The 24,815-nt window shown below is 40.4% G+C and carries 14 protein-coding genes and 3 pseudogenes; 9 read left to right on the forward strand and 8 right to left on the reverse strand.

Going from position 1 to position 24,815, the window contains the following annotated elements:
- Positions 1-70: pseudogene (locus H7N67_RS08205) on the forward strand (RNA-guided endonuclease InsQ/TnpB family protein); the annotation flags it as partial.
- Positions 71-231: 161 nt separating this feature from the next.
- Here the strand turns inward: H7N67_RS08205 and H7N67_RS06710 are convergent.
- The 3 genes and pseudogenes from H7N67_RS06710 to pta all read right to left on the reverse strand — a co-directional run bounded on the left by H7N67_RS06710 (position 232) and on the right by pta (position 3,407).
- Entirely contained in the window at positions 232-531 is a 300-nt protein-coding gene (locus H7N67_RS06710; protein ID WP_187939462.1) for a cupin domain-containing protein, read from the reverse strand.
- A gap of 97 nt (positions 532-628) precedes the next feature.
- Positions 629-1,844: pseudogene (locus H7N67_RS06715) on the reverse strand (acetate kinase).
- Positions 1,841-3,407: pseudogene (gene pta / locus H7N67_RS08010) on the reverse strand (phosphate acetyltransferase). The pseudogenes H7N67_RS06715 and pta overlap by 4 nt, the downstream one beginning before the upstream one ends.
- Before the next feature lie 248 nt (positions 3,408-3,655).
- Here pta and fliK point away from each other — a divergent pair.
- The 6 genes from fliK to H7N67_RS06755 are packed head-to-tail and all read left to right on the forward strand — an operon-like array spanning position 3,656 to position 11,820.
- A complete protein-coding gene (gene fliK, locus H7N67_RS06730) occupies positions 3,656-5,224 on the forward strand; it encodes a flagellar hook-length control protein FliK (protein WP_187939463.1) in 1,569 nt (522 codons plus the stop codon).
- A gap of 50 nt (positions 5,225-5,274) precedes the next feature.
- A complete protein-coding gene (flgD, locus tag H7N67_RS06735) occupies positions 5,275-6,159 on the forward strand; it encodes a flagellar hook assembly protein FlgD (protein WP_187939464.1) in 885 nt (294 codons plus the stop codon).
- The gene (locus H7N67_RS06740; protein ID WP_187939465.1) at positions 6,156-7,973 is read left to right on the forward strand and encodes a flagellar hook protein FlgE; all 1,818 of its coding nucleotides are present in this window, start codon (positions 6,156-6,158) and stop codon (positions 7,971-7,973) included. The genes flgD and H7N67_RS06740 overlap by 4 nt, the downstream gene beginning before the upstream one ends.
- 58 nt (positions 7,974-8,031) lie before the next feature.
- Positions 8,032-8,667 carry a restriction endonuclease gene (locus H7N67_RS06745; protein WP_187939466.1) on the forward strand — a complete coding sequence of 212 codons (636 nt, stop codon included), beginning with the start codon at positions 8,032-8,034 and terminating at the stop codon, positions 8,665-8,667.
- On the forward strand, positions 8,636-9,796 hold the full coding sequence (locus H7N67_RS06750) for an Eco57I restriction-modification methylase domain-containing protein (protein ID WP_187939467.1): 1,161 nt from the start codon (positions 8,636-8,638) through the stop codon (positions 9,794-9,796). The genes H7N67_RS06745 and H7N67_RS06750 overlap by 32 nt, the downstream gene beginning before the upstream one ends.
- Positions 9,790-11,820 carry an ATP-dependent helicase gene (locus tag H7N67_RS06755; RefSeq protein WP_187939468.1) on the forward strand — a complete coding sequence of 677 codons (2,031 nt, stop codon included), beginning with the start codon at positions 9,790-9,792 and terminating at the stop codon, positions 11,818-11,820. The genes H7N67_RS06750 and H7N67_RS06755 overlap by 7 nt, the downstream gene beginning before the upstream one ends.
- A gap of 547 nt (positions 11,821-12,367) precedes the next feature.
- Here H7N67_RS06755 and H7N67_RS08015 read toward each other — a convergent pair.
- Entirely contained in the window at positions 12,368-12,547 is a 180-nt protein-coding gene (locus H7N67_RS08015) for a hypothetical protein (RefSeq protein WP_232263034.1), read from the reverse strand.
- Between the two features lie 121 nt (positions 12,548-12,668).
- Here H7N67_RS08015 and alpA point away from each other — a divergent pair, with 121 nt between their 5' ends.
- Both alpA and alpB read left to right on the forward strand, forming a co-directional pair.
- Positions 12,669-14,213 carry a Hop family adhesin AlpA gene (gene alpA, locus H7N67_RS06760; RefSeq protein ID WP_187939469.1) on the forward strand — a complete coding sequence of 515 codons (1,545 nt, stop codon included), beginning with the start codon at positions 12,669-12,671 and terminating at the stop codon, positions 14,211-14,213.
- 21 nt (positions 14,214-14,234) lie between these two features.
- Positions 14,235-15,812 (forward strand): Hop family adhesin AlpB, encoded by a 1,578-nt coding sequence (gene alpB / locus H7N67_RS06765; protein WP_187939470.1) that lies wholly within the window; start codon positions 14,235-14,237, stop codon positions 15,810-15,812.
- Positions 15,813-16,672: 860 nt separating this feature from the next.
- Here alpB and hofG read toward each other — a convergent pair.
- The 4 genes from hofG to carB all read right to left on the reverse strand — a co-directional run bounded on the left by hofG (position 16,673) and on the right by carB (position 24,772).
- Complete coding sequence (gene hofG, locus H7N67_RS06770) at positions 16,673-18,217, reverse strand: outer membrane beta-barrel protein HofG (protein ID WP_187939471.1); 1,545 nt, start codon at positions 18,215-18,217, stop codon at positions 16,673-16,675.
- A 237-nt stretch (positions 18,218-18,454) separates the two neighbouring features.
- The gene (locus H7N67_RS06775; RefSeq protein WP_187939472.1) at positions 18,455-20,902 is read right to left on the reverse strand and encodes a TonB-dependent receptor domain-containing protein; all 2,448 of its coding nucleotides are present in this window, start codon (positions 20,900-20,902) and stop codon (positions 18,455-18,457) included.
- A 176-nt stretch (positions 20,903-21,078) separates the two neighbouring features.
- Positions 21,079-21,510 carry an L-threonylcarbamoyladenylate synthase gene (locus tag H7N67_RS06780; protein WP_001230011.1) on the reverse strand — a complete coding sequence of 144 codons (432 nt, stop codon included), beginning with the start codon at positions 21,508-21,510 and terminating at the stop codon, positions 21,079-21,081.
- A 4-nt stretch (positions 21,511-21,514) separates the two neighbouring features.
- Positions 21,515-24,772: a carbamoyl-phosphate synthase large subunit gene (gene carB, locus H7N67_RS06785; protein ID WP_187939473.1), complete on the reverse strand. Its 3,258-nt coding sequence runs from the start codon at positions 24,770-24,772 to the stop codon at positions 21,515-21,517.
- Between the last annotated feature and the right edge of the window lie 43 nt (positions 24,773-24,815).

Raw genomic sequence — 24,815 nt, forward strand, 5'->3', positions numbered from 1 at the left:
CAAAGGGTTAAGTCTTTTTGGGGTAGGAAATATCCATGCAGACTTTAAAGAACAAAGCCTTTCGTGTTAGTGTCCATTAGGGCGCTTTAGTTAGGAAGCTCCTTGCTTTAGCAAGGGGTGGTTTCACCTTTTAACACTAATTTAATAATCCTCCATATGATGATTAATAAAATGATGGTTAAAAGCAAATACCAAGTATTCATAAAAACAACTTTCATCATTTGATTTTCCTTATTTTTTACTTAAAGATAGCCTTATAACGCTATTTTCTAAAGCGTCCAAACGATGCAAAACTTGGGCTTCTAGGCTGATTAACGCTCCCTTTGGCATTTCTTTTTTTTCATCTCCCACTTCAAAAACGATTTTACCCTCTAAAACCTGCACGCTGATAGCTCCCGGGGCCTTGTGTTTGTCCATGATCGCTCCTTTAGGCATGCAAATGCGCATTTCCTTATTGGAAGAATTTTCACTCAACGCTTCAATGTGAAGCTTTTCAAAACAAACGCCCTCTAAAAAATGAACCACTTTCATTAAAAACTCCTAGTGTGATATTTTCTTAATTTAGAACTTAATTTAAGAAAGCTAATTTTTTACCCAAAAATTTCTTATAGATTTCTTAAACAATTCTTTATTCTGTTTTTTCCAAAACCTTTTTGGTTTGCAAAGCGATTTCTAATTCTTCATCAGTAGGGATTCGTAAAACCTGGATTTTGGTGTTAGACTGGCTTAAATTCACCAGCCCATTGCCCGGATTATCATTAGTGGGCTTACATAAAGCGATCCCTAAATTTTCTAAGCCTTCGCACACGCTCTCTCTTAAAGCCGAGTAGTTTTCCCCCATCCCTCCGGTAAAGATGATCGCATCTACTTTTTTTAAGACTACCATGTAAGCCCCAAGATACTTTTTAATGCGATAAGCGCACATTTCAAAAGCGAGTTTGGCTTGTTTATCGCCTTTTTCTTTTCTGGCTTCTATGTTTCTCATTATCCCCACAAATGCCTTTCAAACCGCTTTCATGATTTAACATTTTCATCACTTCTTCTAAGCTCTTGTTCGCGCATTGTGCGATGTATTCCACCACAGTGGGGTCAATATCCCCACACCTTGTGCCCATAATCAAGCCCTCTAAAGGGGTTAGCCCCATAGAAGTGTCCACGCTTTTACCATTTTGAATGGCGGCTGCGCTTGAGCCGTTCCCTAAATGCAAAGTGATCGCGTTAAATTCCTCATAAGCGATATTCAAAAACTTCGCCGCTTCTTTAGCCACATAATGGTGTGAAGTCCCATGGAAACCATAGCGGCGGATTTGATACTTTTCATACAATTCATAAGGTAAAGCATACATGTAAGCGTAACTGGGCATAGTGGCATGGAATGCGGTGTCAAAAACAGCGATTTGAGGGATATGGGGGTGCGCTTTTTGAACAAACTCAATACCGGCCAAATTCGCCGGGTTGTGTAAGGGGGCTAAAATAGAAAGATTGCCAATTTCTTGCATGACTTTTTCATTGACTAAAACCGGGGCATGGAATTTATCCCCCCCTTGAACCACACGATGCCCTATAGCGTCAATTTGATTGAAATCTTTGATGATCCCCATTTTCGTTAAATTCTCACGAATCATTAAAAGCCCGCTCGCATGATCTTTAATCACAAGCTTTTCTTTTAATTCTTGATCGTTATGGTGCAAATGCGATTTGATTTTCAACTGCCCTATTTCTTCGCCGATTTTTTCGGCCAAACCGCTCGCTAAAGGCTTGTTTTCTTTCATGTCAAACAATTTAAACTTGATAGACGAACTGCCCAGATTCAACACTAAAATTTCCATCATTTCTCCTATCAATAATCTTGCGCTTGAATGGCGCTAATCAAAACGGTGTTGATAATATCTTCCACTAAAGCGCCCCCTACTCAAATCGTTAATGGGCTTGTTCAAACCTTGTAAGATAGGCCCTATCGCCACGGCTTTAGCGCTCCGTTGCACCGCTTTATAAGCGATGTTCCCGGCGTTTAAATCCGGGAAAATAAAAACGCTAACTTGCCCGGCCACTTGGCTGTTAGGCATTTTTTTCTTCGCTACGCCTTTATCTATGGAAGCGTCAAATTGTAAAGGGCCATCAATTTCTAATTGGGGATCTAATTTTTGCGCGATTGTTAGGGCTTCTTTGATTTTGTCTATCATTTCGCCTTGAGCGGAATTTCCTGTCGCATAAGAAAGCAGGGCCACTTTAGGCGCGATATTGAATTGTTTTGCGGTTTGCGCGGAAGTGGTAGCGATCTCGGCTAATTCTTTAGGGCTAGGGTTAGGGATAATCGCGCAATCCCCAAAGACTAGCACTTGAGTGTCTAAACACATTAAAAACACGCTTGAAACCAAGCTCACGCCAGGCTTAGTTTTGATGATTTGTAAAGCGGGTCTAATGGTATCAGCTGTGATTCACCCCAGAAACCATCGCATGCGCATAGCCTAAATGCACAAGCATGGTCGCAAAATAAGTCTTATCCAGCGCTAATTGCTTAGCTTCTTGCTGATTCAAGCCCTTTGATTTTCGTAATTCATACAAATGATTAGCGAATTCTTCTCTATAATGAGAAGTGTTGGGATCAATGATTTCTGCATTTTCTAAATTCAAGTTCAAATTTTTCGAATTAATGGCTTCTTTATCGCCTAATAAAATCAATCCTACCGCGCCCATGGCGTTCAAACGATGCACAGCTTTCAAAATCCTTTCATCTTCGCTCTCTGATAAAACCACTTTTTTAATCTGCTTTTTAGCCTTTTTTTCCAAGCTCCTTTGAAAGGCTAAAGGGGTGATAATCTCGCTTTTTGTTTGCAATAAATTTTCAACTACACCCGCTTCTAATTCGCATTGTTGCTTACAAAGAAACGCGCTCAAAAAATGTGGTTTTTCAAGCATTTCGCCCGCAAATAACCCTACAGCGAAAGGGGCTTCTTTTTTGAGAATATGAGAATGCATGGCTTTCAAATATTCCAAACTCGTTTGCACGACAGCCACAATAGGAGCGTTTAAATGCTTGGCTAAAATGGTGTTTAAATCTAAAAGAGCGTTTAAGAAAAACTTCGGCGCATACCCTAAATTAATGACAAAATCATGCGTGGTTTGTAATTCATCATAGCGTTTGAGAATCGTTTCAAATAGTAACTCTTCTTGAGCGGTGCTTACAAGCTCTAAAGCCTTTTGTTTGTCTATGGCGCTATGGATCTCTAAAGAGCTTAGACCCTCGCACCCCCCAAGCCCTCACACTCCCCAAAGCCCTCACGCCCCCCACTAATGGGCGAAAACAAGGCGATTTTTTGATAGCATGGCTTTAGCGCTTTTAAAAGGCTCTTACAAGCAACCCCTAAAACTTCTGTATCCTCTGGATAAATCCATAAACCTTGCATACCAATCTCCCTAAAATTATCGTTTTTATTTAATTGTAGCAAAATTTAATTAAACCTAAACGAAACCATAGTTTTAAAAACCTCTGTTCTCATTAAACGCGAATAACGACAACTTTTATTTTTAAAAAATGGGGTTTTTCGTTTTAAAAAACACCTTTAGCATTTTTAGATTTGATCACGCGTCTTAAGGAACTCTTTTTGCTTAATTCCCATCATGTAAAATAACAGAGTTGTTTTAAAGGATAACCATGCCATCTCCCATTAATCCCATTCACACCAACGCAAGCGCCAACGCAAACGCTTTAAATAGCGGAGCGAAAAACGAAGTTAAAGACACCAAAAACGCCCCTAAAAGCGCATCAAAGGATTTCAGCAAGATCTTAAACCAAAAGATCTCTAAAGACAAAACCACGCCTAAAGAAAATCCTAACGCTTTAAAAGCCACGCCCAAAAACTCTAAAGAGGGCGCTAAAGAGGACGCTAAAGCACTTGAAAAAACCCCTACCCCACACCACCAACACGCTCAAAATCCCGCTAAAGACCAGCAAGCCCCTACCCTAAAAGATTTGCTCAACCACCAAAAAACCACCGCTTCGCATGAAGCTCAACATGAGAACCATGAAACTAACCCCAAAACCCCTAACGAAACTTTAAACAAGACTGAAAAAAAGCCTAATGGAGTTACTTCTAACGCTCATCAAACAAACTTAGCTAGTAAAAACCCTATAACCCCCACCAACCACGCTAATAACGCTATCAAAAACCCCACAGCCCCAACCCATAACGCTAAAGAGCCAAAAACCCTTAAAGACATCCAAGCACTCAGCCAAAAACATGACTTAAACGCTAGCAACATTCAAGCAACCACAACTCCAGAAAATAAAACCCCCTTAAATGCGAGCGATCATCTTGCTTTGAAAACAACGCAAGCGCCCATTAATAATACCCTTGCAAAGAACGACGCTAAAAACACCGCCAACCTTTCTAGCGTTTTGCAATCCTTAGAAAAAAAAGAATCGCCAAATAAAGAACACGCAACCCCCCCTAATAACGAAAAAAAAACGCCCCCTTTAAAGGAAGCTTTAGAAATGAACGCTATTAAAAGGGATAAAACGCTTTCTAAAAAAAAGTCAGAAAAAACCCCTACCAAAGCCCAAACTACAGCCCCAAGCATAGCGCCAGAAAATGCCCCTAAACTCGCTCTTAAAACGCCCCCTTTAATGCCTTTAATAGGAGCTAACCCTCCCCCTAACGATAATATTCCAACGCCCCTAGAAAAAGAAGAAAAAACTAACGAAGTAAGCGAAAATAAAGAAAAAACTAAAGAATCCACTAACAGCGCTCAAAGCGCGCAAAACACCCAATCTAGCGATAAGGCAAGCGAGAATAAAAGCGCTGCCCCTAAAGAGACGATCAAGCATTTCACCCAACAATTAAAGCAAGAAATCCAAGAATACAAACCCCCAATGAGCAGGATCTCTATGGATTTATTCCCTAAGGAATTGGGCAAGGTTGAAGTAGTTATTCAAAAAGTGGGCAAAAACCTTAAAGTGAGCGTGATTTCTCACAACAACAGCCTACAAACCTTTTTAGACAACCAACAAGATCTCAAAAACAGCCTGAACGCTTTAGGCTTTGAAGGGGTGGATTTGAGCTTTTCGCAAGATTCTTCTAAAGAGCAACCCAAAGAGTCATTCAAAGAGCCATTCAAAGAACAGGAATTAACCCCCTTAAAAGAAAACGCCCTAAAAAGCTACCAAGAGAATACGGATAATGAAAACCAAGGAACGAGCATGCAAATCACTCTTTATGCGTGATTTTAAGCAAGTTTGCTCTATAATAGGACATCTTTAATAAGGAAGAGATCATGGCCATTGATTTAGCAGAGGTTACAGGAGCTAAAGCCGCGCAAGAAAGGAAAAAAGAGCAGCCCACAATCGCTAACGGGTTGGATAAAAACGCTTTCATGAAACTCTTTTTAGAGCAATTGAAAAATCAAGACCCCACCGCTCCTATGGAAACGGATAAAATCATCACCCAAACCGCGCAACTCACGCAAGTGGAAATGCAAGAAGAAAACAAAAAAACCATGCAAGAAGTCGCCAGTGCCATGAAATCCAATAAAGAAACTAACGAATCTTTAAAAGACTTTCAGGGCGCTTTAAAAGACACTATGGAAAACCTGAATAAAGGCATGGATGATAGCCTAAAGGCTAATAACGCTTTAAGGGAAGTAAGCGCACTTAATTCTGTGAGCATGATAGGCAAGATCGCTGAAACCGATGTGAGCGGGGCGAATTTTGACGGCAATAACAAGCTTTCTTTTTCGCTCTTTTTTGATGAAAAAATTGACGCTTCTAAAGGAGTGCCAGCGATTCAAATCCTAAACGAAAACAATGAATTAGTCAAAACGATTCCTTTAAAAGATTATAATGGGCAAAAGGGGTATATCAATTTTGAATGGGACGGCACAAACGAAAAGGGCGAAAAAGTCCCTAAAGGCAATTACAAGATCAAGGCTGAATACAATTTAAACTCTCAAAGCAAGCAGTATTTGCAAACGCGTATTGGTAGGGGCGAAGTGGAGAGCGTGATTTTTGATAAAGGCAAGCCCATGCTAAGAATGGGCGAAATGATTTTACCCATAGACAGTGCGATAGAGTTTTATAAGCCGGATCAAAAACCGCTTGATCAAAAACTCTCGGATCAAAAACCACAGAAACCCCAAACCCCCCCTAAAGAAACAGCATGAACGACACCTTATTAAACGCTTACAGCGGGATTAAGACCCACCAGTTTGGCATTGACAGCCTTTCAAACAATATCGCCAATGTCAATACTTTAGGCTATCGCTCCAACGATCCGGAGTTTAAGACCTTGTTTTCTTCGCATTTAGACGCTTTGAACGCCAAATCCGTTGTGGCTAACGACCGAAATTACGGCGTTACAGGCTCAGGCAATGTCCTTTCTAATAAAGACGGGGAATACATGCCAAGCGAGGGGGAATTCCACATGGCGTATCAAGGCAAGGGCTGGTTTGTGATAGGGCCCAATAAAAATGGGGAAATAACCATCAATAAAGACGGCTTTAGCAAGAAACAGGATAATTTCCTCACGCGCGCCGGTAATTTCGCTAGGGACGCTGATGGCTATTTAGTAACCCCTGAGGGCTATTATGTTTATGGCATTGATTTGAAAAAAATCAAAGACGGCACGCTCAATTCCACCGCTAGAGATGAAGACATTGAAAAATTGCATGGCAACACCCTTTCGCCCTTACAAATCCCCCAGGATTTGACTTATCAGCCGGTGCTTAGCACGAAAGTCAATATTAGCGTGAATCTAAACCCTAAAGACCATTTAAAAGGCGTGCAAGATTTTTTCTTAAACGATAAGGGCGAGATCATTAAAGAACGCTTTTTAAACCAGGATATTAACGCCTTAGCGAATGACGATAACGAGCCCATAGACGCGATCACTAATCGTAAATTGAATGTGAGTATCCAAAAAGGAGATGGCAAAAAAGAGAATTTTGTTTTCACTTATGGGGACGCTGAAAAAGGCGAAAACCAATTCAAAACCTTAGGCGATTTGCAAAAACTCCTTAAAGAAAAAACCGGGCTAGACCTAAACCTCATCAAAAGCGAAAAAGACGCCAAAAGCCCCCCCCTCTTATTAGAGATCGCTAATCCTAGCGAAACGCCTATCACATTCAGTTTGAGTGGGGGCATTGCGGATAAATTGGGCTTGAACGCGAATCAAATGGAATTGAAAAAGGGCATTAGCAGGGATTCAGTGGCGATTAAAATCCCTTATTACAGCACAGAAGTGGATATTTATGACAAGGCTGGGGATAAATACTTGCTCCAAAGCGAATATTACATGACCAATTCCAACGATCCCACATCAAGCCCCACGAGCAAAAGGAAAAACCAAACTTGGGAAGTGAAAAGCTATATCGTGGATCCTAAAAACAAAACCCCTATCAATGATCCTACTTGGGAAATTGTCGGCTTTGATTCAGCCACGCATAAAATGAAATCCGCCCCCATGACTTTGGATTTTAAGGGCAATAAGCTCACCTATTCACTAGACAAGAGCGAAAACCATGATTCTAGCGATTTGTCTTACCAAGATTCTAAACTCTTAGAAGCGAGTCAAGACGGCAAGCCTAGAGGCATTTTTAGAGACATGCGCATTGAAGAAAATGGCGTGATTTCTCTAGCCTTTAGTAACGGGGTGGTAGAGCCGGTCGCTCGCATCGGTATTTTGGCTTTCACTAACGATCAAGGCTTAAGGAAAATCGGCGGCAATCTCTATGAAATGCAAGAAGGCACCATTAATGGCGAAAACAGACCCCTAAGCGGTAACCCCATTTTAGGGTGGGACGAAGAGGGCAAGCTCAAGTTTGGGAAAATCAGGCATAAATATTTAGAAACGAGCAATGTGAATGCCGGGAACGCTCTAACCAATCTCATTTTAATGCAAAGAGGCTATTCTATGAACGCTAGAGCCTTTGGCGCGGGCGATGACATGATTAAAGAAGCTATTAGTTTGAAAAAATAAGGGGCTAAAATAAGGAGTAAGGAGTATGGTAAAATATCCTTTTTAATAAGGAGATTTAATGATACCCACACAGCTTAATGAGATTGCAAAATTTTTAAAAACAAACCCTTATAATTTGTCTCAACCCTTACAGGATGGACGCTTAAACTCATCTGTCAATGAAGAAGAAATTTTAAACACCATCAAACATTTTTTTCCTATCCAACTACCAAAAGCCAGAGAGTGGTGGGATTTTAGTTTTGAAGAAAACGATATTTTTTATCCTGTTAATATTAAAATCACCGCCACAAAAACCGCTGACAATCTTAATTGTAAATTAGGGATTTATTATGCGTTGTGTGGCTTATTGCCGACTTTCAATAACGAAATTGCATGGGAAAAATACTTTCAAAAACTTCATAAAGACTTAGGCAAAAACACCGATAGAGACTATTATTTTTTAATTATTAACAAAAACGATCCTAAAGATATTTTTATCCATTCCTTAAAAGGTATTCAAACCCTCCAACCTAATGGCAATAACTTGCCCTTTCAATGCAAGTGGGATAACAACAGAGAAATCATTCAAAGAGACTTTGATGGGAGTAAAAATTCCATCTTAAGCGCTTTAGCCAAAAGTGTTAAGTTACGAGCTAATATTTATTTAGCATTCAAAGAATTTTTTGGAGGGTTTTTTGTATCAATTAGACATTAAAACTTTAGGGCAGGTTTTCACCCCTAAAAATATAGTGGATTTCATGCTCACTCTCAAACACAATCATGGGAGTGTTTTAGAGCCAAGCGCGGGCGATGGGAGTTTTTTAAAGCGCTTAAAAAAGGCTGTAGGGATTGAAATCGATCCTAAAATCTGCCCTAAAAATGCCCTTTGCATGGACTTTTTTGACTATCCTTTAGAAAATCAATTTGACACCATTATTGGCAACCCGCCCTATGTCAAACACAAGGATATTGCGCCAAGCGCTAAAGAAAAACTCAATTGCAGCCTTTTTGATGAAAGGAGTAATCTATACTTGTTTTTCATAGAAAAAGCGATCAAGCATTTAAAACCTAAAGGCGAATTGATTTTCATCACCCCAAGGGATTTTTTAAAATCCACTTCCAGCGTGAAATTAAACGAATGGATTTACAAAGAAGGCACGATAACGCATTTTTTTGAACTGGGCGATCAAAAGGTTTTCCCAAACGCCATGCCTAATTGCGTGATTTTTCGTTTTTGTAAGGGCAATTTCAGTAGAATCACCAACGATTGTTTGCAATTCGTGTGCAAAAAAGGCATTTTATATTTCCTCAACCAATCTTACACGCAAAAATTAAGCGAGGTTTTTAAGGTTAAAGTGGGGGCAGTGAGCGGGTGCGATAAGATTTTTAAAAATGAAAAATACGGGAATTTAGAATTTGTCACCTCAATCACGAAAAGAACCAATGTTTTAGAAAAAATGGTTTTTGTCAATAAGCCTAATGATTATTTACTCCAGCATAAAGATAGCTTGATGCAAAGAAAGATCAAAAAATTCAATGAAGCCAACTGGTTTGAATGGGGTAGAATGCATCACATATCCCCTAAAAAACGCATTTATGTCAACACTAAAACGCACCAAAAAAACCCCTTTTTTATCCACCAATGCCCGAATTATGACGGCTCTATTTTAGCGCTATTCCCTTATAACCAAAACCTGGATTTACAAAACCTCTGCGACAAACTCAACGCTATCAACTGGCAAGAATTAGGCTTTGTGTGCGATGGGCGTTTTTTGTTTTCGCAGCGCTCTTTAGAAAACGCGCTTTTGCCTAAAGACTTTTTAAATGAGGATAAAACTTGTTAGAAACTTTGCAATTAAACCCCGAGCAACGAAAAGCGGCTTCGGCTTTACAAGGGCATAATTTAGTCATTGCGAGCGCTGGCACAGGAAAGACTTCTACGATTGTGGGGCGCATTTTATACCTGCTTGATAACGGCATCAAGCCTGAAGAAATCTTGCTTTTGACTTTCACCAATAAAGCGAGTAATGAAATGATCGCCAGGGTGGCTAAATACTCCAAATTAAGCTCCAAAATTGAAGCGGGCACTTTCCATGCGGTGGCGTATCGCTATTTGAAAGAGCATTACCCTAATTTAAGCCTGAAACAACCTAAAGAATTGAAAAAACTTTTAGAAAGCATTGTGGACACTAAAAACGCGCTAACAGATGACGATAAAAAGCCCTACACTTCACAGCATCTCTACGCCCTCTATTCGCTTTACACTAACGCTTTAAAACAAGAAGATTTTAGCGCATGGCTTTCTAATAAAAACCCTGAACACACGCCATACGCCGCCTTTTATGAAAACATTTTAGACGAATTTGAAAACACCAAAAAAAAGCATAACTATATTGACTATAACGACTTACTGCTGCTCTTTAAAAAAGCGATGCTAGAAAGACCCAGCCCTTATAAAGAAGTGCTTTGCGATGAATTTCAAGACACTAACCCCTTACAAGAATCCATTTTAGACGCTATCAACCCCCCTAGTTTGTTTTGCGTGGGCGATTACGATCAGAGCATTTACGCTTTTAATGGGGCGGATATTTCTATCATTTCTAACTTCACTCAAAAATACAAAAATGCCCGAGTTTTCACGCTCACCAAAAACTACCGCTCTTCTAAAGAAATTTTAGATCTCGCTAATCAAGTGATACAGCATAACCAACGCATTTACCCTAAAAATTTAGAAGTGGTGAAATCAGGGAAATTCAATAAACCCACGCTTTTAAATTACAACGACAACATCGCGCAATGCCAAGACATCGCCAAACGCATTGTCATGCGAAAGGATTTTAAAGAAGTGGCGGTGATTTTTAGGAATAACGCCAGCGCGGATCAATTAGAAGCCGCTTTAAGATCCCACAACGTGCCAAGCAAAAGAAAAGGGAGCGCGAGTTTTTTTGAATCCAAAGAAGTGGCGTTAGCGTTAGATATTTGCGCGCTATTATTTAACCCTAAAGACATTATGGCAGCGATTCACATTTTAAGCTATATCAGCGATATTGGCTCTAACACCGCTAAAGACATTCATGAAGCCTTAATGCTTTTAGGCAATGGCGATCTCAAATTGGCCTTAATTCAGCCCAATCAAGAAGCCAAAATTTACACCAAGAAAAAAGAAATCACCTCCATGGGGCTTTTTGAAGAAATTTTTGCCCTAGAAAACAGCTCAAGGTTTAACAGCGTGATAGATAAGGCGTTTCATTCGCACCCGGTGTTGATGCACCCTAAAATCTCGCTCAATGGGGCTAAAATGCTGAGCGATTTTTTCATTCTCTATACCAAAGCCCCTACCCATTCCCCTAGCGCTTTAATCAAACACATTCTAGAGAGCGCGTTTTTTCAAACCTTTAAAACACGCCTATTAAAAGAGCGATCCAAAAATAAAGATGGATCTTATAATGAATTTAAAAAACTCCAAGCGCAAAAACGCTTCAATGAAAAAATGGACTTGCTGAGTTCTTTAGCGAAAAATTACCAAAATTTAGGGCGTTTTTTAAACGGCACTTTAATAGGCTCTAGTGAAGCCACGCAAGGCGAGGGCGTGAATTTATTGAGCGTACATGCTTCTAAAGGCTTAGAGTTTAAAGATGTTTATATTATAGATTTAATGGAGGGCCGTTTCCCTAACCACAAGCTCATGAATACCGGTGGGGGCATTGAAGAAGAGCGGCGGCTTTTTTATGTCGCTATCACAAGGGCTAAGGAAAATTTATGGCTTTCTTATGCGAAAAACGAATTGAGGGAAAACGCCAAACCGAAAGAGCATAAGCCTTCAGTGTTTTTGTATGAAGCGGGGCTTTTGAAACCTGATTCAAAATAAAATTGGTTTTTGTATTGTTTGTTTAAGCAGAAAATGATATGATTATAGCGATAGTTAAGCCCCTAAGAGCTAGGAACTCTTAAGAGCTTGTTTTTAATAAAGTGGCAGTGTCAAGATAACCACTAAAACTATCGCTATAAAAATAATTTTCCAAAAATGAATTTTATGGTAGTGTCTCCTAACGGAGTGCCACCCACTGCAATCTCCCAACCCATTAGATCAGAAACAACTAATTGCTCCAAATTCGCTTAACACTAGAATCGCTACCATGTCATATCATTAGAGTATTATAATGGGATTTTTATGAGATGTAAGAAAAATACAAAAAACGCTAGCAACCATAGATTTTAGACTCTAGCTTGCGCTAGAGCCAAAATTTTAGTATAATGGCGTTGTGAGGACCATTAAAACTATGATCACTAATAGTAACTTCATAGTTGGTTATCTCCTTTCCGGGATAACCACCCACTATTACCCCAAACCCTAACATGCTCCAAATTTTCGCAACAAAAGAGAAACCTAGAAATTACTATTTGCGTTAGCGTGATTATAGTTTAAAAAACCTGAAAATGCCAAAAAGCGTTTTTAAAAACCCCCCAAAATTTAACGCTAATCCCCCTAAGATTCCGTTTTTTTTTTTTTTTGTAAAAAGCGCTCTGGTTGTTGTAACTTTATTTCCTTGATAAGGGGTCTTTAAGGGGGTTTTTAAGGTTAGTTTAATTTTCATTATGTGAAAATATCACAATTACATTTGACAATTTGTATTACTAAACATTATTTACAAGCTCTGATGTAACTAAATCCCAATTTAATCTCAATCAAGGAGCATCCCATTGATAAGGAAAATTATGATAAAGAAGAATAGAACGCTGTTTCTTAGTCTAGCCCTTTGCGCTAGCATGAGTTATGCCGAAGATGATGGAGGGTTTTTCACCGTCGGTTATCAGCTTGGGCAAGTCATGCAAGATGTCCAAAACCCAGGCGGCACTAAAAGAGACGAACTCGCTAGAGAGCTTAACGCTGATGTAACGAACAACATTTTAAACAACAACACCGGAGGCAATGTCGCAGGGGCGTTGAGTAACGCTTTCTCCCAATACCTTTATTCGCTTTTAGGGGCGTATCCAGAGAAACTCAATGGTAACGATGTGTCTGCGAACGCTCTTTTAGGGGGTGCGGTAGGCAGTGGGACTTGCGCGGCTGCAGGGACGGCTGGTGGCAATTCTCTTAACACTCAAAGCGCTTGCACCGCTGCGGGCTATTACTGGCTCCCAAGCCTTTCTGACAGGGTTTTAAGCACGATCGGCAGCCAGACTAACTACGGCACGAACACCAATTTCCCCAACATGCAACAACAGCTCACCTACTTGAATGCGGCGAATGTGTTTTTTAATGCGATGAATAAAGTTTTAGAGAAAAATAGAACTAGTGAAGTTGGTAATGCGACTGGTCAAAATGGTCAAGCTTACTCTAAAGATGCTATTGCTTACCTTCAAGGCCAACAAACTATTCTCAATAACGCAGCCAACTTGCTCAAGCAAGATGAATTGCTTTTAGAAGCTTTCAACTCTGCCGTAGCTGCTAACATTGGGAATAAGGAATTCAATTCAGCCGTTTTTACAGGTTTGGTGCAAGGCATTATTGATCAATCCCAATCGGTTTATAACGAACTCAGTAAAAACCCTATTAGCGGGAGCGCGGTTAATAGCGCTGGGATAAATAGCGACCAAGCTAACGCTGTGCAAGGGCGCGCTAGTCAGCTCTCTAACGCTCTTTATAACGCGCAAGTAACTTTGGATAAAATCAATGCGCTCAATAATCAGGTTAGAAGCATGCCTTACTTGCCCCAATTCAGGGCCGGGAACAGCCGTGCGACGAATATTTTAAACGGGTTTTACACTAAAGTGGGCTATAAGCAATTCTTCGGGAAGAAAAGGAATATCGGTTTGCGCTATTATGGCTTCTTTTCTTATAACGGAGCGAGCGTGGGCTTTAGATCCACTCAAAATAATGTAGGGTTATACACTTATGGGGTGGGGACTGATGTGTTGTATAACATCTTTAGCCGCTCCTATCAAAACCGCTCTGTGGATATGGGCTTTTTTAGCGGTATCCAATTAGCCGGTGAGACCATCCAATCCACGCTCAGAGATGACCCCAATGTGAAGTTGCATGGGAAAGTCAATAACACGCACTTCCAGTTCCTCTTTGACTTCGGTATGCGGATGAACTTCGGTAAGTTGGACGGGAAATCCAACCGCCACAACCAGCACACGGTGGAATTTGGCGTAGTGGTGCCTACGATTTATAACACTTATTACAAATCCGCAGGGACTACCGTGAAGTATTTCCGTCCTTATAGCGTTTATTGGTCTTATGGGTATTCATTCTAAGAAAGGGGGGAAGAGACAAACATGAAACAAAATTTAAAGCCATTCAAAATGATTAAGGAAAATTTAATGACACAATCTCAAAAAGTAAGATTCTTAGCCCCTTTAAGCCTAGCGTTGAGCTTGAGCTTCAATCCAGTGGGCGCTGAAGAAGATGGGGGCTTTATGACCTTTGGGTATGAATTAGGTCAGGTAGTCCAGCAAGTGAAAAACCCGGGTAAAATCAAAGCCGAAGAATTAGCCGGCTTGTTAAACTCTACCACGACAAACAACACCAATATCAATATTGCAGGCACAGGAGGCAATGTCGCCGGGACTTTAGGCAACCTCTTTATGAACCAATTAGGCAATTTGATTGATTTGTATCCTACTTTGAATACTAGTAATGGTAATATTCATCAATGTAGTGGTAACGCTAGTGGCGCTACTACTGTTGCTAGTAATTCTCCTTGTTTCCAAGGCAACCTGACTCTTTATAACGAAATGGTTAGCTCTATCAAAACTTTGAGTCAAGATCTCAAAAACAATATCTTTCAAGGCAACAACAACACCACGAGCGCTAATCTCTCCAACCAGCTCAGTAATCTTAACACCGCTAGCGTTTATTTGGCTTACATGAACTCGTTCTTAAACGCCAATAACCAAGCGGGTGGGATTTTTCAAAACAACACTAATCAAGCTTACGGGAATAATGTTACCGCTCAACAAATCGCTTATATCCTAAAGCAAGCTTCAATCACTATGGGGCCAAGCGGTGATAGCGGGGCTGCGGGAGCGTTTTTAGACGCCGCTTTAGCCCAACATGTCTTCAACTCGGCTAACGCTGGGAATGATTTGAGCGCTAAGGAATTTACTAGCTTGGTGCAAAATATCGTCAATACTTCTCAAAACGCTTTAACGCTAGCCAACAACGCTAACATCAGCAATTCAACAGGCTATCAAGTGAGCTATGGCGGGAATATTGATCAAGCGCGCTCTACCCAACTATTAAACAACACCACAAACACTTTGGCTAAAGTTACCGCTTTGAATAACGAGCTTAAAGCTAACCCATGGCTTGGGAATTTCGCTGCTGGTAACAGCTCTCAAGTGAATGCGTTTAACGGGTTTATCACTAAAATCGGTTATAAGCAATTCTTTGGAGAAAATAAGAATGTGGGCTTACGCTACTACGGCTTCTTCAGCTATAACGGCGCGGGCGTGGGTAATGGCCCTACTTACAATCAAGTCAATTTGCTCACTTATGGGGTGGGGACTGATGTGCTTTACAATGTGTTTAGCCGCTCTTTTGGTAGCCGAAGTCTTAATGCGGGCTTCTTTGGGGGGATCCAACTCGCAGGGGATACTTACATCAGCACGCTAAGAAATAGCCCTCAGCTTGCGAGCAGACCTACAGCGACAAAATTCCAATTCTTGTTTGATGTGGGGTTACGCATGAACTTTGGTATCTTGAAAAAAGACCTAAAAAGCCATAACCAGCATTCTATAGAAATCGGTGTGCAAATCCCTACGATTTACAACACTTATTATAAAGCTGGCGGCGCTGAAGTGAAATACTTCCGCCCTTATAGCGTGTATTGGGTCTATGGCTACGCTTTCTAAAAAAGCTCAAGGCCTTTTATAGGCTTTGAACAAACCCCTTTTAACCCCCACTTTAAAACAACCTAAAAATCCCTATCAAATGATCTCAAATAATGGGATTAACCCCTATAAGAACGCTTAAAAATTTGCTTGAGCAAGTTCTTTTACTATGTTTGTTATGTTTATTTTAAAATACGCCTTGGAGTGTTTTTAACTTGCTGCGATTAGGCTTTGAACAAACCCTTTAACCCCCCACTTTAAAAACAACCTAAAATCCTTATCAAATAGTGGGATTAACCCCCCTTAAAAGAACGCTTAAAAATAAGAACGCTTGATTAAAAACTACCACTCACAAAAAGCTTAACGCTCAAGGCTTATTGAGATTTTAAAACGCTTGATTAAAAACTTTTAAAAACCTTAGCGCTTCAAAGCTCTTTTATATTTAAAACCACCCAAGCAGAAACCCCAATCGTCTTTAGCGGTTTGGCACTTCACAACTCTTGATTAAAAACTTTTGAAAACCTTAGCGCTTCAAAATTTTTATACTTAGAAAAACAACCTAAAATATTTATCAAATGTTGTCAAATATTAAGATTATCCCCTAAGAACGCTTTAATGGTGAAGCGTTCAAACGCTAAAGGCGTTTAGGGTTTCTGTGGTTTAAAACTTTGTTTTATGGTTCTAAATTTTATGGTAAAACCCATTTTTAAGGGGATAAGGGGCATTTTGAAACCCCCACAACCCCCCAAAAAAACTAAATCCCCCTAACCTCTAGGAAGCGCTTTTAAAAAGCTCTCACTTGCTTGCACAAAGTCTTTTATATTTAGGTTTTAAAAAATGCTTTGGAGTGTTTTTTTAACTTGCTGCGATTTGATTGAAAATCAAAACTTCAGCGTGAGGTTGGTCATCATGTAACTTCTGTCTTGGTAATTCGCGCTAAAATCACCATCAGGGTCATTGAACTTGGGCGCTCCAAAATACCCTACTTGATACCCTTTATTGATCCTAGCCCCATAATAAGTGATCCTAAAGTTAAGGAGAACCGATTCAGTGAACGCATAGCTCGCATTGAATTGCAAAGAATATTCATTAGCCCTCCCCACTTGCCCTAACGCATTTTTATTCGCATGAGAGACGCGCCCAAAAACATGCCATGCGAAACGCTTGTGGATCCCTCCAACCGAAGTGTAAAAAGTGAAAGTATTCGCGTTAGTGATCGCATCAGCCAGCCCGTCATAAGCCGTATTATCCCAAAAATCATAGCCGATCATTCCGGCATGCCTAGTCGTTACTGAGATTTCATTACTGATATAGGAAGTGTTATTACCCCTTGGCATCGTGTGAGAGCCTAAAAAAGCGTCCGAATTGCCAAAGGTGTTATAAAAGCCAATGGACCAGTTGAAATTATCCCACCAAAAAACCTGGCGGATATTTAAAGTAACGCCATTCCTCCCCAACAACGAGCCATGAGGCGTGCTGTCTTCTAAACTATAAGTTTTTGTCTCTGGGTTATACCACCCCCTATAGTATAAAGGAAAGGTTGTCATTATCATGCTTTGAGAGCGAAAGCCTACATTTTCAAAATTCCTATTCGTGTCATAGACTAGCTTAAAACCAGGAGCGTTATAAGTCTTAGGCGCAAAATAATAAAAAAATTGAGCGTCTAAACCTTTATAAGAATAAGTCGTGGTGATCCCATGCCAGCCATAATTGATGAAATCGTTGCTGTTACTAGGATTGCCTCCCTTTTTCAAATAAGGCACTGTCGCAAAAAACTCATAAATCCAAGAGTTAAACGCCAAACCTCTCCCAAAAGAACTCCACCACCAAAATCTTAACCTTTGCGTTTCAGTCTTATAGGGCTGATAATACACTTCCCACCCTTGATTGGAACCGCTCATAAAATCAATGTTCGCTTCATAACGCCCCGCCTTAAACCCAAAAACATCTTTGTAATCGTATCGTAAAAAAGCGGTATCCACCACATAAGGCCTTGCATGATAGCTCGCTGATTGAGAAGTCCCCGCATAAGCAGGGCCAAGATACTTATTAAAAAAGTATCCATGATAGCCCCCAATGAAATTCTCTACAATTGAGCCAAAAATCTTCCCATTAGCTTGGTTAATATCGTTCTTAGTCTTATCATAAGGAATGGCTGCAATCGCCCCACCCAAAGAAACAGAGAGCCTATGGTTTTCGGTGCCTTTAGGGAGTAAATTGACTTTGACTTGCGCTAAAATTACAATATCTATAAAACTTTCGGTAGGATAAATCCCTTTTTTGGTATTGATTTGAGAATTGTTAAAACCAATCTTAGAAAAGTTCTCCACACGACCGCTAAACCGATAATCAAAAGCTTCTACAGGACATAATAAAAACGATAAAAGCGATAAAGAAGAAGTCAAAAAATACTTTTCTTGCCTCACTAAACTCTCCCTAATTTTAATTGTATGATCTTTTTTGTTGGGATTATAATTATAATCAAAAATAACATAAAATTAAAATATTAATTAAAATCCACAACCCTATTTTACAAAAAATAACCCTCATTGTAAATTGGTTTAAAATTAAAGGATTAAAATCATATGTATTTGTTACTTCTAAAGAATGTTTTATTTTTGATCAACTCGCTACCCATGAAACCCTCATTTTTAGCTCCATTATTAAAACTTATAGGAAATTTCAAACCTAGCGTTAAAGCCAGGCTCTGCCATGCCCCTTGCATATTTGTCTTGATTGGGTTCATCAGGGCTCATCACCGGGCTGGCTTGATCAATATATTGTTGGTTAAAAATATTGTTAAACACCGCGTTCAAGCTCAACCCTTCAAGCTTCTTATAGGTGGGTTTGTAGGTTACAAAGAAACTGCTCACCCCATAGCCGGGTTTATGCACATGAAAAATCCCGGGCGTTTTAGGGCAATTACTAGGCCGTCTGTCAATATCCGTAGGGCCGTTACGATAAGGGCTATAAGAGCAATAACTCAAATCCGTAACAAAGCGTGAAAGCCAAGTGATGCTAAGGCCGGTGCGTGGGATTATATAGCTTGCCGTTAAAATAAACACATTGCCGGTTGTAGCCGCCAATTCATACACATCAGCGATCAAACGCCCCTTTAAAGAAGGCCATGATCGCGCCACGCTCAAGCCTAAAGAAAAACCTTTGTATTTAGCCGTCCCTGAAACTTCATAACCCGGCACATAAATAATATCTTGCGCGGGCAAGTTGGTTACAAAAAGCGTTGAAGAAAATTGATTGATGTAATTAGAAATCAATTGGACAAAACCGGCGGCTCTGAAATCAAAATACTGACTGCTGTATTCGGTGTTAAATTCCACATTTTGCCCGATTTCTGGCTTTAAATTGCGGTTATAGCGCAAATTATCTTGACGCATCCACACCAAACCTCCAGGCATAGGGCCTCTAGTTACATACGCGTAAGAAAGCCTGAAATTCAAATTTTCTAAAGGCGAGACGTTTAAAGCCGCGCTCGGGCTAAACCCTTGAGTTACGTGCAATTGCCAGTCTTTATCCACTAAAGTATAGACATCATAACGAGTCCCTGCCCCTAAAGTTACCATAGGATGCAAGGTGTAATTCGCTTGCGCATACACCCCAATCACATTCGCCGTAGCGCCATTTCGTTGGCAACGCCCATTCATATTGGGATCATTAGGGCTTGTAACCCTTAAGCACGCATCAGGGGCATCGCCGGGTTTGACTAATTCGCTATTAGGGATCGCTTTATCAAAAGTGGTCAAATTCTGGTAATTCAACCCGTATTCAAAAAGATTGTCATTCTTGTGGTCTATGGTGTGAATCACGTTCGCATTGAACCCAGAATTGATGATGAATAAATTTTTATTAGCCACCACAGATCCTCCTCCAAGGCTTTTAAAAGTGATGGAGCAAGTTTGTTTAAGAGCGTCATAAATACCCCCTTGCGCCACGCATTGATTTTCTTCACCTTGAGAAAGTTGCGGGTTTGGGGTGAAAGGGATGATAGCCGCTATATCGTTAGGCTTAAAAAGCGGATCAATTTGGACATTCCTAATGCTTGTATAACCATTGATTTTTAATTTAGGATCACCAAAGCGACTCCCCCCTTCTCTTTCATAATTCAAACTCACATTATGCACTAAATTGACGCTATAAGTTTTAAACAAACTAGCGTCATTTTCAAACAAGCAATCATCAGGGCTTTTCTCGTTAGGGAAAGCGTTAAAATCACCGCAAGAATAGGGTAAAAAAGTGCCTGTAAAATTCGCTCTTAAAGGGCGGTTAGCGTTATCTCTAGTCATGTTATAACTGAGCGTTAAGGTGTCCCTTTCGCTCAAATAACCATTGATCTTAGCCATCACATTGTTTTGCTCGCTAGGGCTTGCTGTAACTTTATTATCCGCTTTAGGGTCAAAAAGATTTTTCATCGCATTATCCCCATCACGATAGTAAAAAATATTTTGGTGCGTGTAATACAAAAGCGCATCAAAATGATGGTTACGATAAGCGCCCATCACGGTTTCCCTGTCCCCAAAGTTGGTCAAAAAAGTGGCAGCCCCACTTATGGCGTAATCTTTACCCTTAGGGATAAAATCGCCAGCACTCCTAGTTTCCATTTTGATCGCGCCAATCAAAGCCATAGGCCCAGCACTCGCTTGAGCCGCCCCTTTAGTAACCACCACGCTTTTAAGCATTCCAGGGTCAATGATCGTATTGCCTTGATGTCCATAGCTTGCACCCATTTGCGCCGCGCCATCCACCGTAACCCGAGCCAATCTGTCTTCAATACCGCGCACATAAATCTTTTGCGCTATCACTGCGCCACCGCCCACATTGATATTAGGGTTTCTTCTAAACATGTCGCTGATTTGGTTGGCTTGCCTTCTTTCTAATTCTTTACTTGAAATGGTTGTCTGGTTGTTGTAATTAAAGATTTTAGCCGCTTGAGTGGTAACCTTACCTAGAGTGTGTTGGGCGTTCTTTTCTTTATCCTTTTTTCTTTCTGTCTTTCTTTCTTCTTTTTCTTCTTCTTTGGCCTCTAATTCAAACATGCCTAATAAGGACAAAAAAATAGAAAAACTCCAATACTTCCTAAAACGCTTGTCATTCATTCTTAAAATCCTAAATATGATAATAATTTCTCTTAAAAAATAAAGGTGTTATTATAGTCAAAAAAATATTACAATCGCCTTAAAAGAGCTAGCTATTTTTAATAAACGAATGATAAACTTTTAGAAAAATCCCACAAAAACCCCTTTCAAAACGCGCAGAATGCGAAAGGTCTTTTCTACCTCACCCTCACTTTTTTATCTTTATAGAGTTTGAATATTTTAGAACTAGCGCTTTCAAACAAACCCCTTTCATCGCTCACAATGACATCAGCGAGGCTGGAAGCGATTTCTTTATCATAAGTGCATTGGGTGAGATTGGCTGAGGTGCTATAGAGCGTTTTAAAACGCTTTAAAAAATCCCCATGCCTGCCCCTAATCACACGAACGGCTTTAGAATTAGGGTAAATAAAAGTGGTTTTAGCGCTTCTTCTGATGAGGTTTTTAAACGCATTGGGCGCGCGCACTAGGCTTTTTAGGGTGCTAAAATCAGCGCTTTCTATTAAAACGCTTTGGTTTTTAGGGCGCTTTTTTAAAGCGTTGAGCTTTTCGCTGTCTTTAGAAAGCAATCCTATCGTGGTATCGCTTTGAACGAGATACACTAACGCCATCAAGCTACTTTAAATAGTCTTGTAAGGCTAACAACTCGTCTTTTTGAGAGCTTTCTTCTAACGCTAAAAGTAAGACTTCTATCGCGCTTAAAGTCGTGAAATAACTCACATGGTTTTTAAGCACAGAAGTGCGAATGAGTTTGGCGTCATCTTGAGATTTGTGATCGCTGGTGTTGATAGCCATGCTGATTTCCCCATTCATCATCAAATCCATGATATTGGGACGGCCTTCAGAGATTTTAAGCACTTTTAAAGACTTCACCCCGGCTTTTTCCAAAGCTTTATGCGTGCCTTCTGTGGCGCACAATTCAAAGCCTAACTGAACCAATCGTTTCATTAAAACGCACGCTTCTTCTTTATCCTTATCTTTAATAGAGGCAAAAATAAGCCCCTTGTTTTTAATGGGGTTAAAGCAAGCCGTTTGAGCCTTGAAAAATGCAAGCCCTAAAGATCTAGCAATCCCCATCACTTCGCCGGTGCTTTTCATCTCAGGCCCTAAAATCAGATCCGATCCATAAAGTTTATTAAAAGGGAAAACCGCTTCTTTTAAAGCCACAAAATGGGGCATTTTAGGCTTATAAACGCCTTTAGAATATTCTACGATATTTTTTTTATCATAAAACTTCAGGGCTTCTTTCAAATCTTCTAACACCATAACCCTAGTCGCCACTTTGGCTAAAGGAATGCCTAAAGCCTTGCTTAAAAAAGGCACGGTTCGGCTGGCTCTGGGATTGACTTCAATCAAATACAGCGAATTTTCATAAACAGCAAATTGGATATTCAATAGCCCTACTACGCCTAAATGCAGAGCGATTTTTGCGCTCACTCGCTCAATTTCATCTAAAATTTTAGGGTTTAGAGTGGAAGGGATAAAGCATGCAGAGTCGCCTGAATGGATACCCGCTTCTTCAATATGCTGTAAAATGCCAGCAATATAGACCTCTTTTTTATCGCAAATGGCATCCACATCTAATTCCACTGCTTTTTCTAAAAACTTATCAATGAGGAGCGGATTTTTAGGGCTAATCTCCAAAGAATGCGTAACGCTTTCTAAATAATGGCGCAATTCTTCAATATTTTCTAAAATTTGCATGTGTTGGCCGCCTAGCACATAACTAGGGCGCACAATAATAGGGAAACCAATCACATTAGCGATGCTATAAGCTTCATCAACGCTTTTAGCCATGCCGTTTTCAGGCTGCTTGATGTCAAGCTCTTTTAAAAAGAGGGAAAATTTCTCTCTATCTTCAGCAATGTCAATCACTTTAAAAGGCGTGCCAATAATGGGGGCTTGCATTTTGGCTAAATCTTTAGCGAGTTTTAAAGGGGTTTGTCCTCCAAAATGCACGATAATGCCATCCACTCGCTCCCTTTGAATGATGCTTTTCACGCATTCAAAATGAATGGGTTCAAAATAGAGCGTATCACTGGTATCATAATCTGTGCTCACAGTTTCTGGATTGCAATTGAGCATGACGCTTTTAATGTTTAAATCTTTTAAAGCAAAGCTCGCATGCACGCAACAATAATCAAATTCAATGCCTTGACCGATGCGGTTAGGCCCAGAGCCTATGATTAGGATTTTCTTTTCTTGTTTTTCTTGTTTGTTTCCAATAGGGGGCAAAGGGTTAGGGGCATAGGTGGAATACAAATAAGGCGTGAGCGATAAAAACTCCGCCGCACAAGTGTCCACTTCTTCAAAATTGGGCGCGATTTGTAAATTCATTCTAGCTAATTCCACTTCAAAAGGACTGACCCCTAAATTTTCATTTTCTTTGATTTTAGCGGCAATCCTAGCATCGCTAAAGCCTAAATTTTTAAGCCCTCTTAATTTTTTGGCGTCCGTTAAAACGCTAGAATTGATACCCTCTTCTGCTTTGACTAGTTTTTGAATTTGAGATAAAAACCACTTGTCAATCTGGCATAATTCAAACACTTCATCCACACAAACGCCGAGCCTGAACGCATCAGCGATATAGAGCAAGCGTTTGGGATTGGGCCGGCGGATTTCCTTTTTGATCGCTTCTAAATCTTTGCTTAACGATTCAAACCCTAGCCAATTGTTTTCCAAAGAGCATAGCGCTTTTTGTAAGGCTTCTAAGAAATTCCCCCCTATCGCCATCACTTCGCCAATGCTTTTCATAGAAGTCCCTAAAGTGCTAGAAACACCGGCAAATTTTTCAAACGCAAAGCGAGGGATTTTCACCACAATATAATCTAATGCAGGCTCAAAGCTCGCCGGGGTGTTGGTAATATCGTTTTTGATTTCATCTAAGCTAAAACCCACCGCAAGCATGGTAGCGACTTTTGCAATGGGAAAACCGGTCGCTTTTGAAGCTAGCGCGGAGCTGCGGCTCACTCGTGGGTTCATTTCAATCACAACCATTCTTAAAGTCTCTGGATGGATCGCAAATTGCACATTACTCCCGCCCGTATCCACGCCAATTTCTCTCAAAATCGCAAAGCTCGCATCGCGCATGCGTTGGTATTCTTTATCGGTTAGGGTGAGGCTTGGAGCGATCGTGATGCTATCGCCGGTATGAACGCCCATGGGATCAATGTTTTCAATACAGCACACGATGATGCAATTATCCTTGCTGTCTCGTATGACTTCCATTTCGTATTCTTTCCACCCCAATAAGGACTCTTCAATCAAAATTTCATTAATGGGCGAAGCGTCTAGGGCGTTTTTAGCCAATTCTTGAAACTCTTCAATATTATAAGCGACCCCACTCCCCCCCCCAGCTAGCGTGAAACTCGCTCTGATAATGGCTGGAAAACCGATCTCATTAATGGCTTCTAGGGCTTCTAACTCGTTATAAGCGTAACGCCCTTTAGGCAAATCCATCCCGATTTTTAACATCGCTTCTTTGAAAGCCTGCCTGTCTTCGCCTTTTTTAATCGCTTCAATCTTAGCCCCCAAAAGCTCCACGCCTTCTAACATGCCCCTTTGGTGCATTTGCATGACCGCATTCAAGGCGGTTTGCCCGCCCATTGTGGGTAAAATAGCGTCAATCTTTTCTTTTTTGATGATAGTGGCGATATTTTCTCCAGTGATGGGTTGGATATAAGTTTGATGAGAAAATTCAGGATCAGTCATCACGGTGGCTGGGTTAGAATTGATTAAGATCACTCTATAACCTAAAGATTTTAAGGTTTTACAACTTTGAGTCCCTGAGTAGTCAAACTCACAAGCTTGACCGATCACAATAGGACCTGATCCTATCAGTAGAATGTTGGAAATGTCGGTGCGTTTAGGCATAACTCATCCTTAAAGAAAGAATATCAACGAAGCGTTATTAATA

It is taken from the genome of Helicobacter pylori (genome assembly GCF_014498195.1).
GTDB classification, from domain to species: Bacteria; Campylobacterota; Campylobacteria; order Campylobacterales; family Helicobacteraceae; genus Helicobacter; species Helicobacter pylori_DO.

Excerpts from the sequence above, each read along its gene's own strand:
- H7N67_RS06745 (WP_187939466.1), top strand. The coding sequence starts at position 8,032 with ATGATACCCACACAGCTTAATGAGATTGCAAAATTTTTAAAAACAAAC.
- fliK (WP_187939463.1), top strand. The coding sequence starts at position 3,656 with ATGCCATCTCCCATTAATCCCATTCACACCAACGCAAGCGCCAACGCA.
- alpA (WP_187939469.1), top strand. The coding sequence starts at position 12,669 with ATGATAAAGAAGAATAGAACGCTGTTTCTTAGTCTAGCCCTTTGCGCT.
- H7N67_RS06775 (WP_187939472.1), bottom strand. The coding sequence starts at position 20,902 with ATGAATGACAAGCGTTTTAGGAAGTATTGGAGTTTTTCTATTTTTTTG.
- H7N67_RS06740 (WP_187939465.1), top strand. The coding sequence starts at position 6,156 with ATGAACGACACCTTATTAAACGCTTACAGCGGGATTAAGACCCACCAG.
- flgD (WP_187939464.1), top strand. The coding sequence starts at position 5,275 with ATGGCCATTGATTTAGCAGAGGTTACAGGAGCTAAAGCCGCGCAAGAA.
- carB (WP_187939473.1), bottom strand. The coding sequence starts at position 24,772 with ATGCCTAAACGCACCGACATTTCCAACATTCTACTGATAGGATCAGGT.
- alpB (WP_187939470.1), top strand. The coding sequence starts at position 14,235 with ATGAAACAAAATTTAAAGCCATTCAAAATGATTAAGGAAAATTTAATG.
- H7N67_RS06780 (WP_001230011.1), bottom strand. The coding sequence starts at position 21,510 with ATGGCGTTAGTGTATCTCGTTCAAAGCGATACCACGATAGGATTGCTT.
- H7N67_RS08015 (WP_232263034.1), bottom strand. The coding sequence starts at position 12,547 with ATGAAAATTAAACTAACCTTAAAAACCCCCTTAAAGACCCCTTATCAA.
- H7N67_RS06710 (WP_187939462.1), bottom strand. The coding sequence starts at position 531 with ATGAAAGTGGTTCATTTTTTAGAGGGCGTTTGTTTTGAAAAGCTTCAC.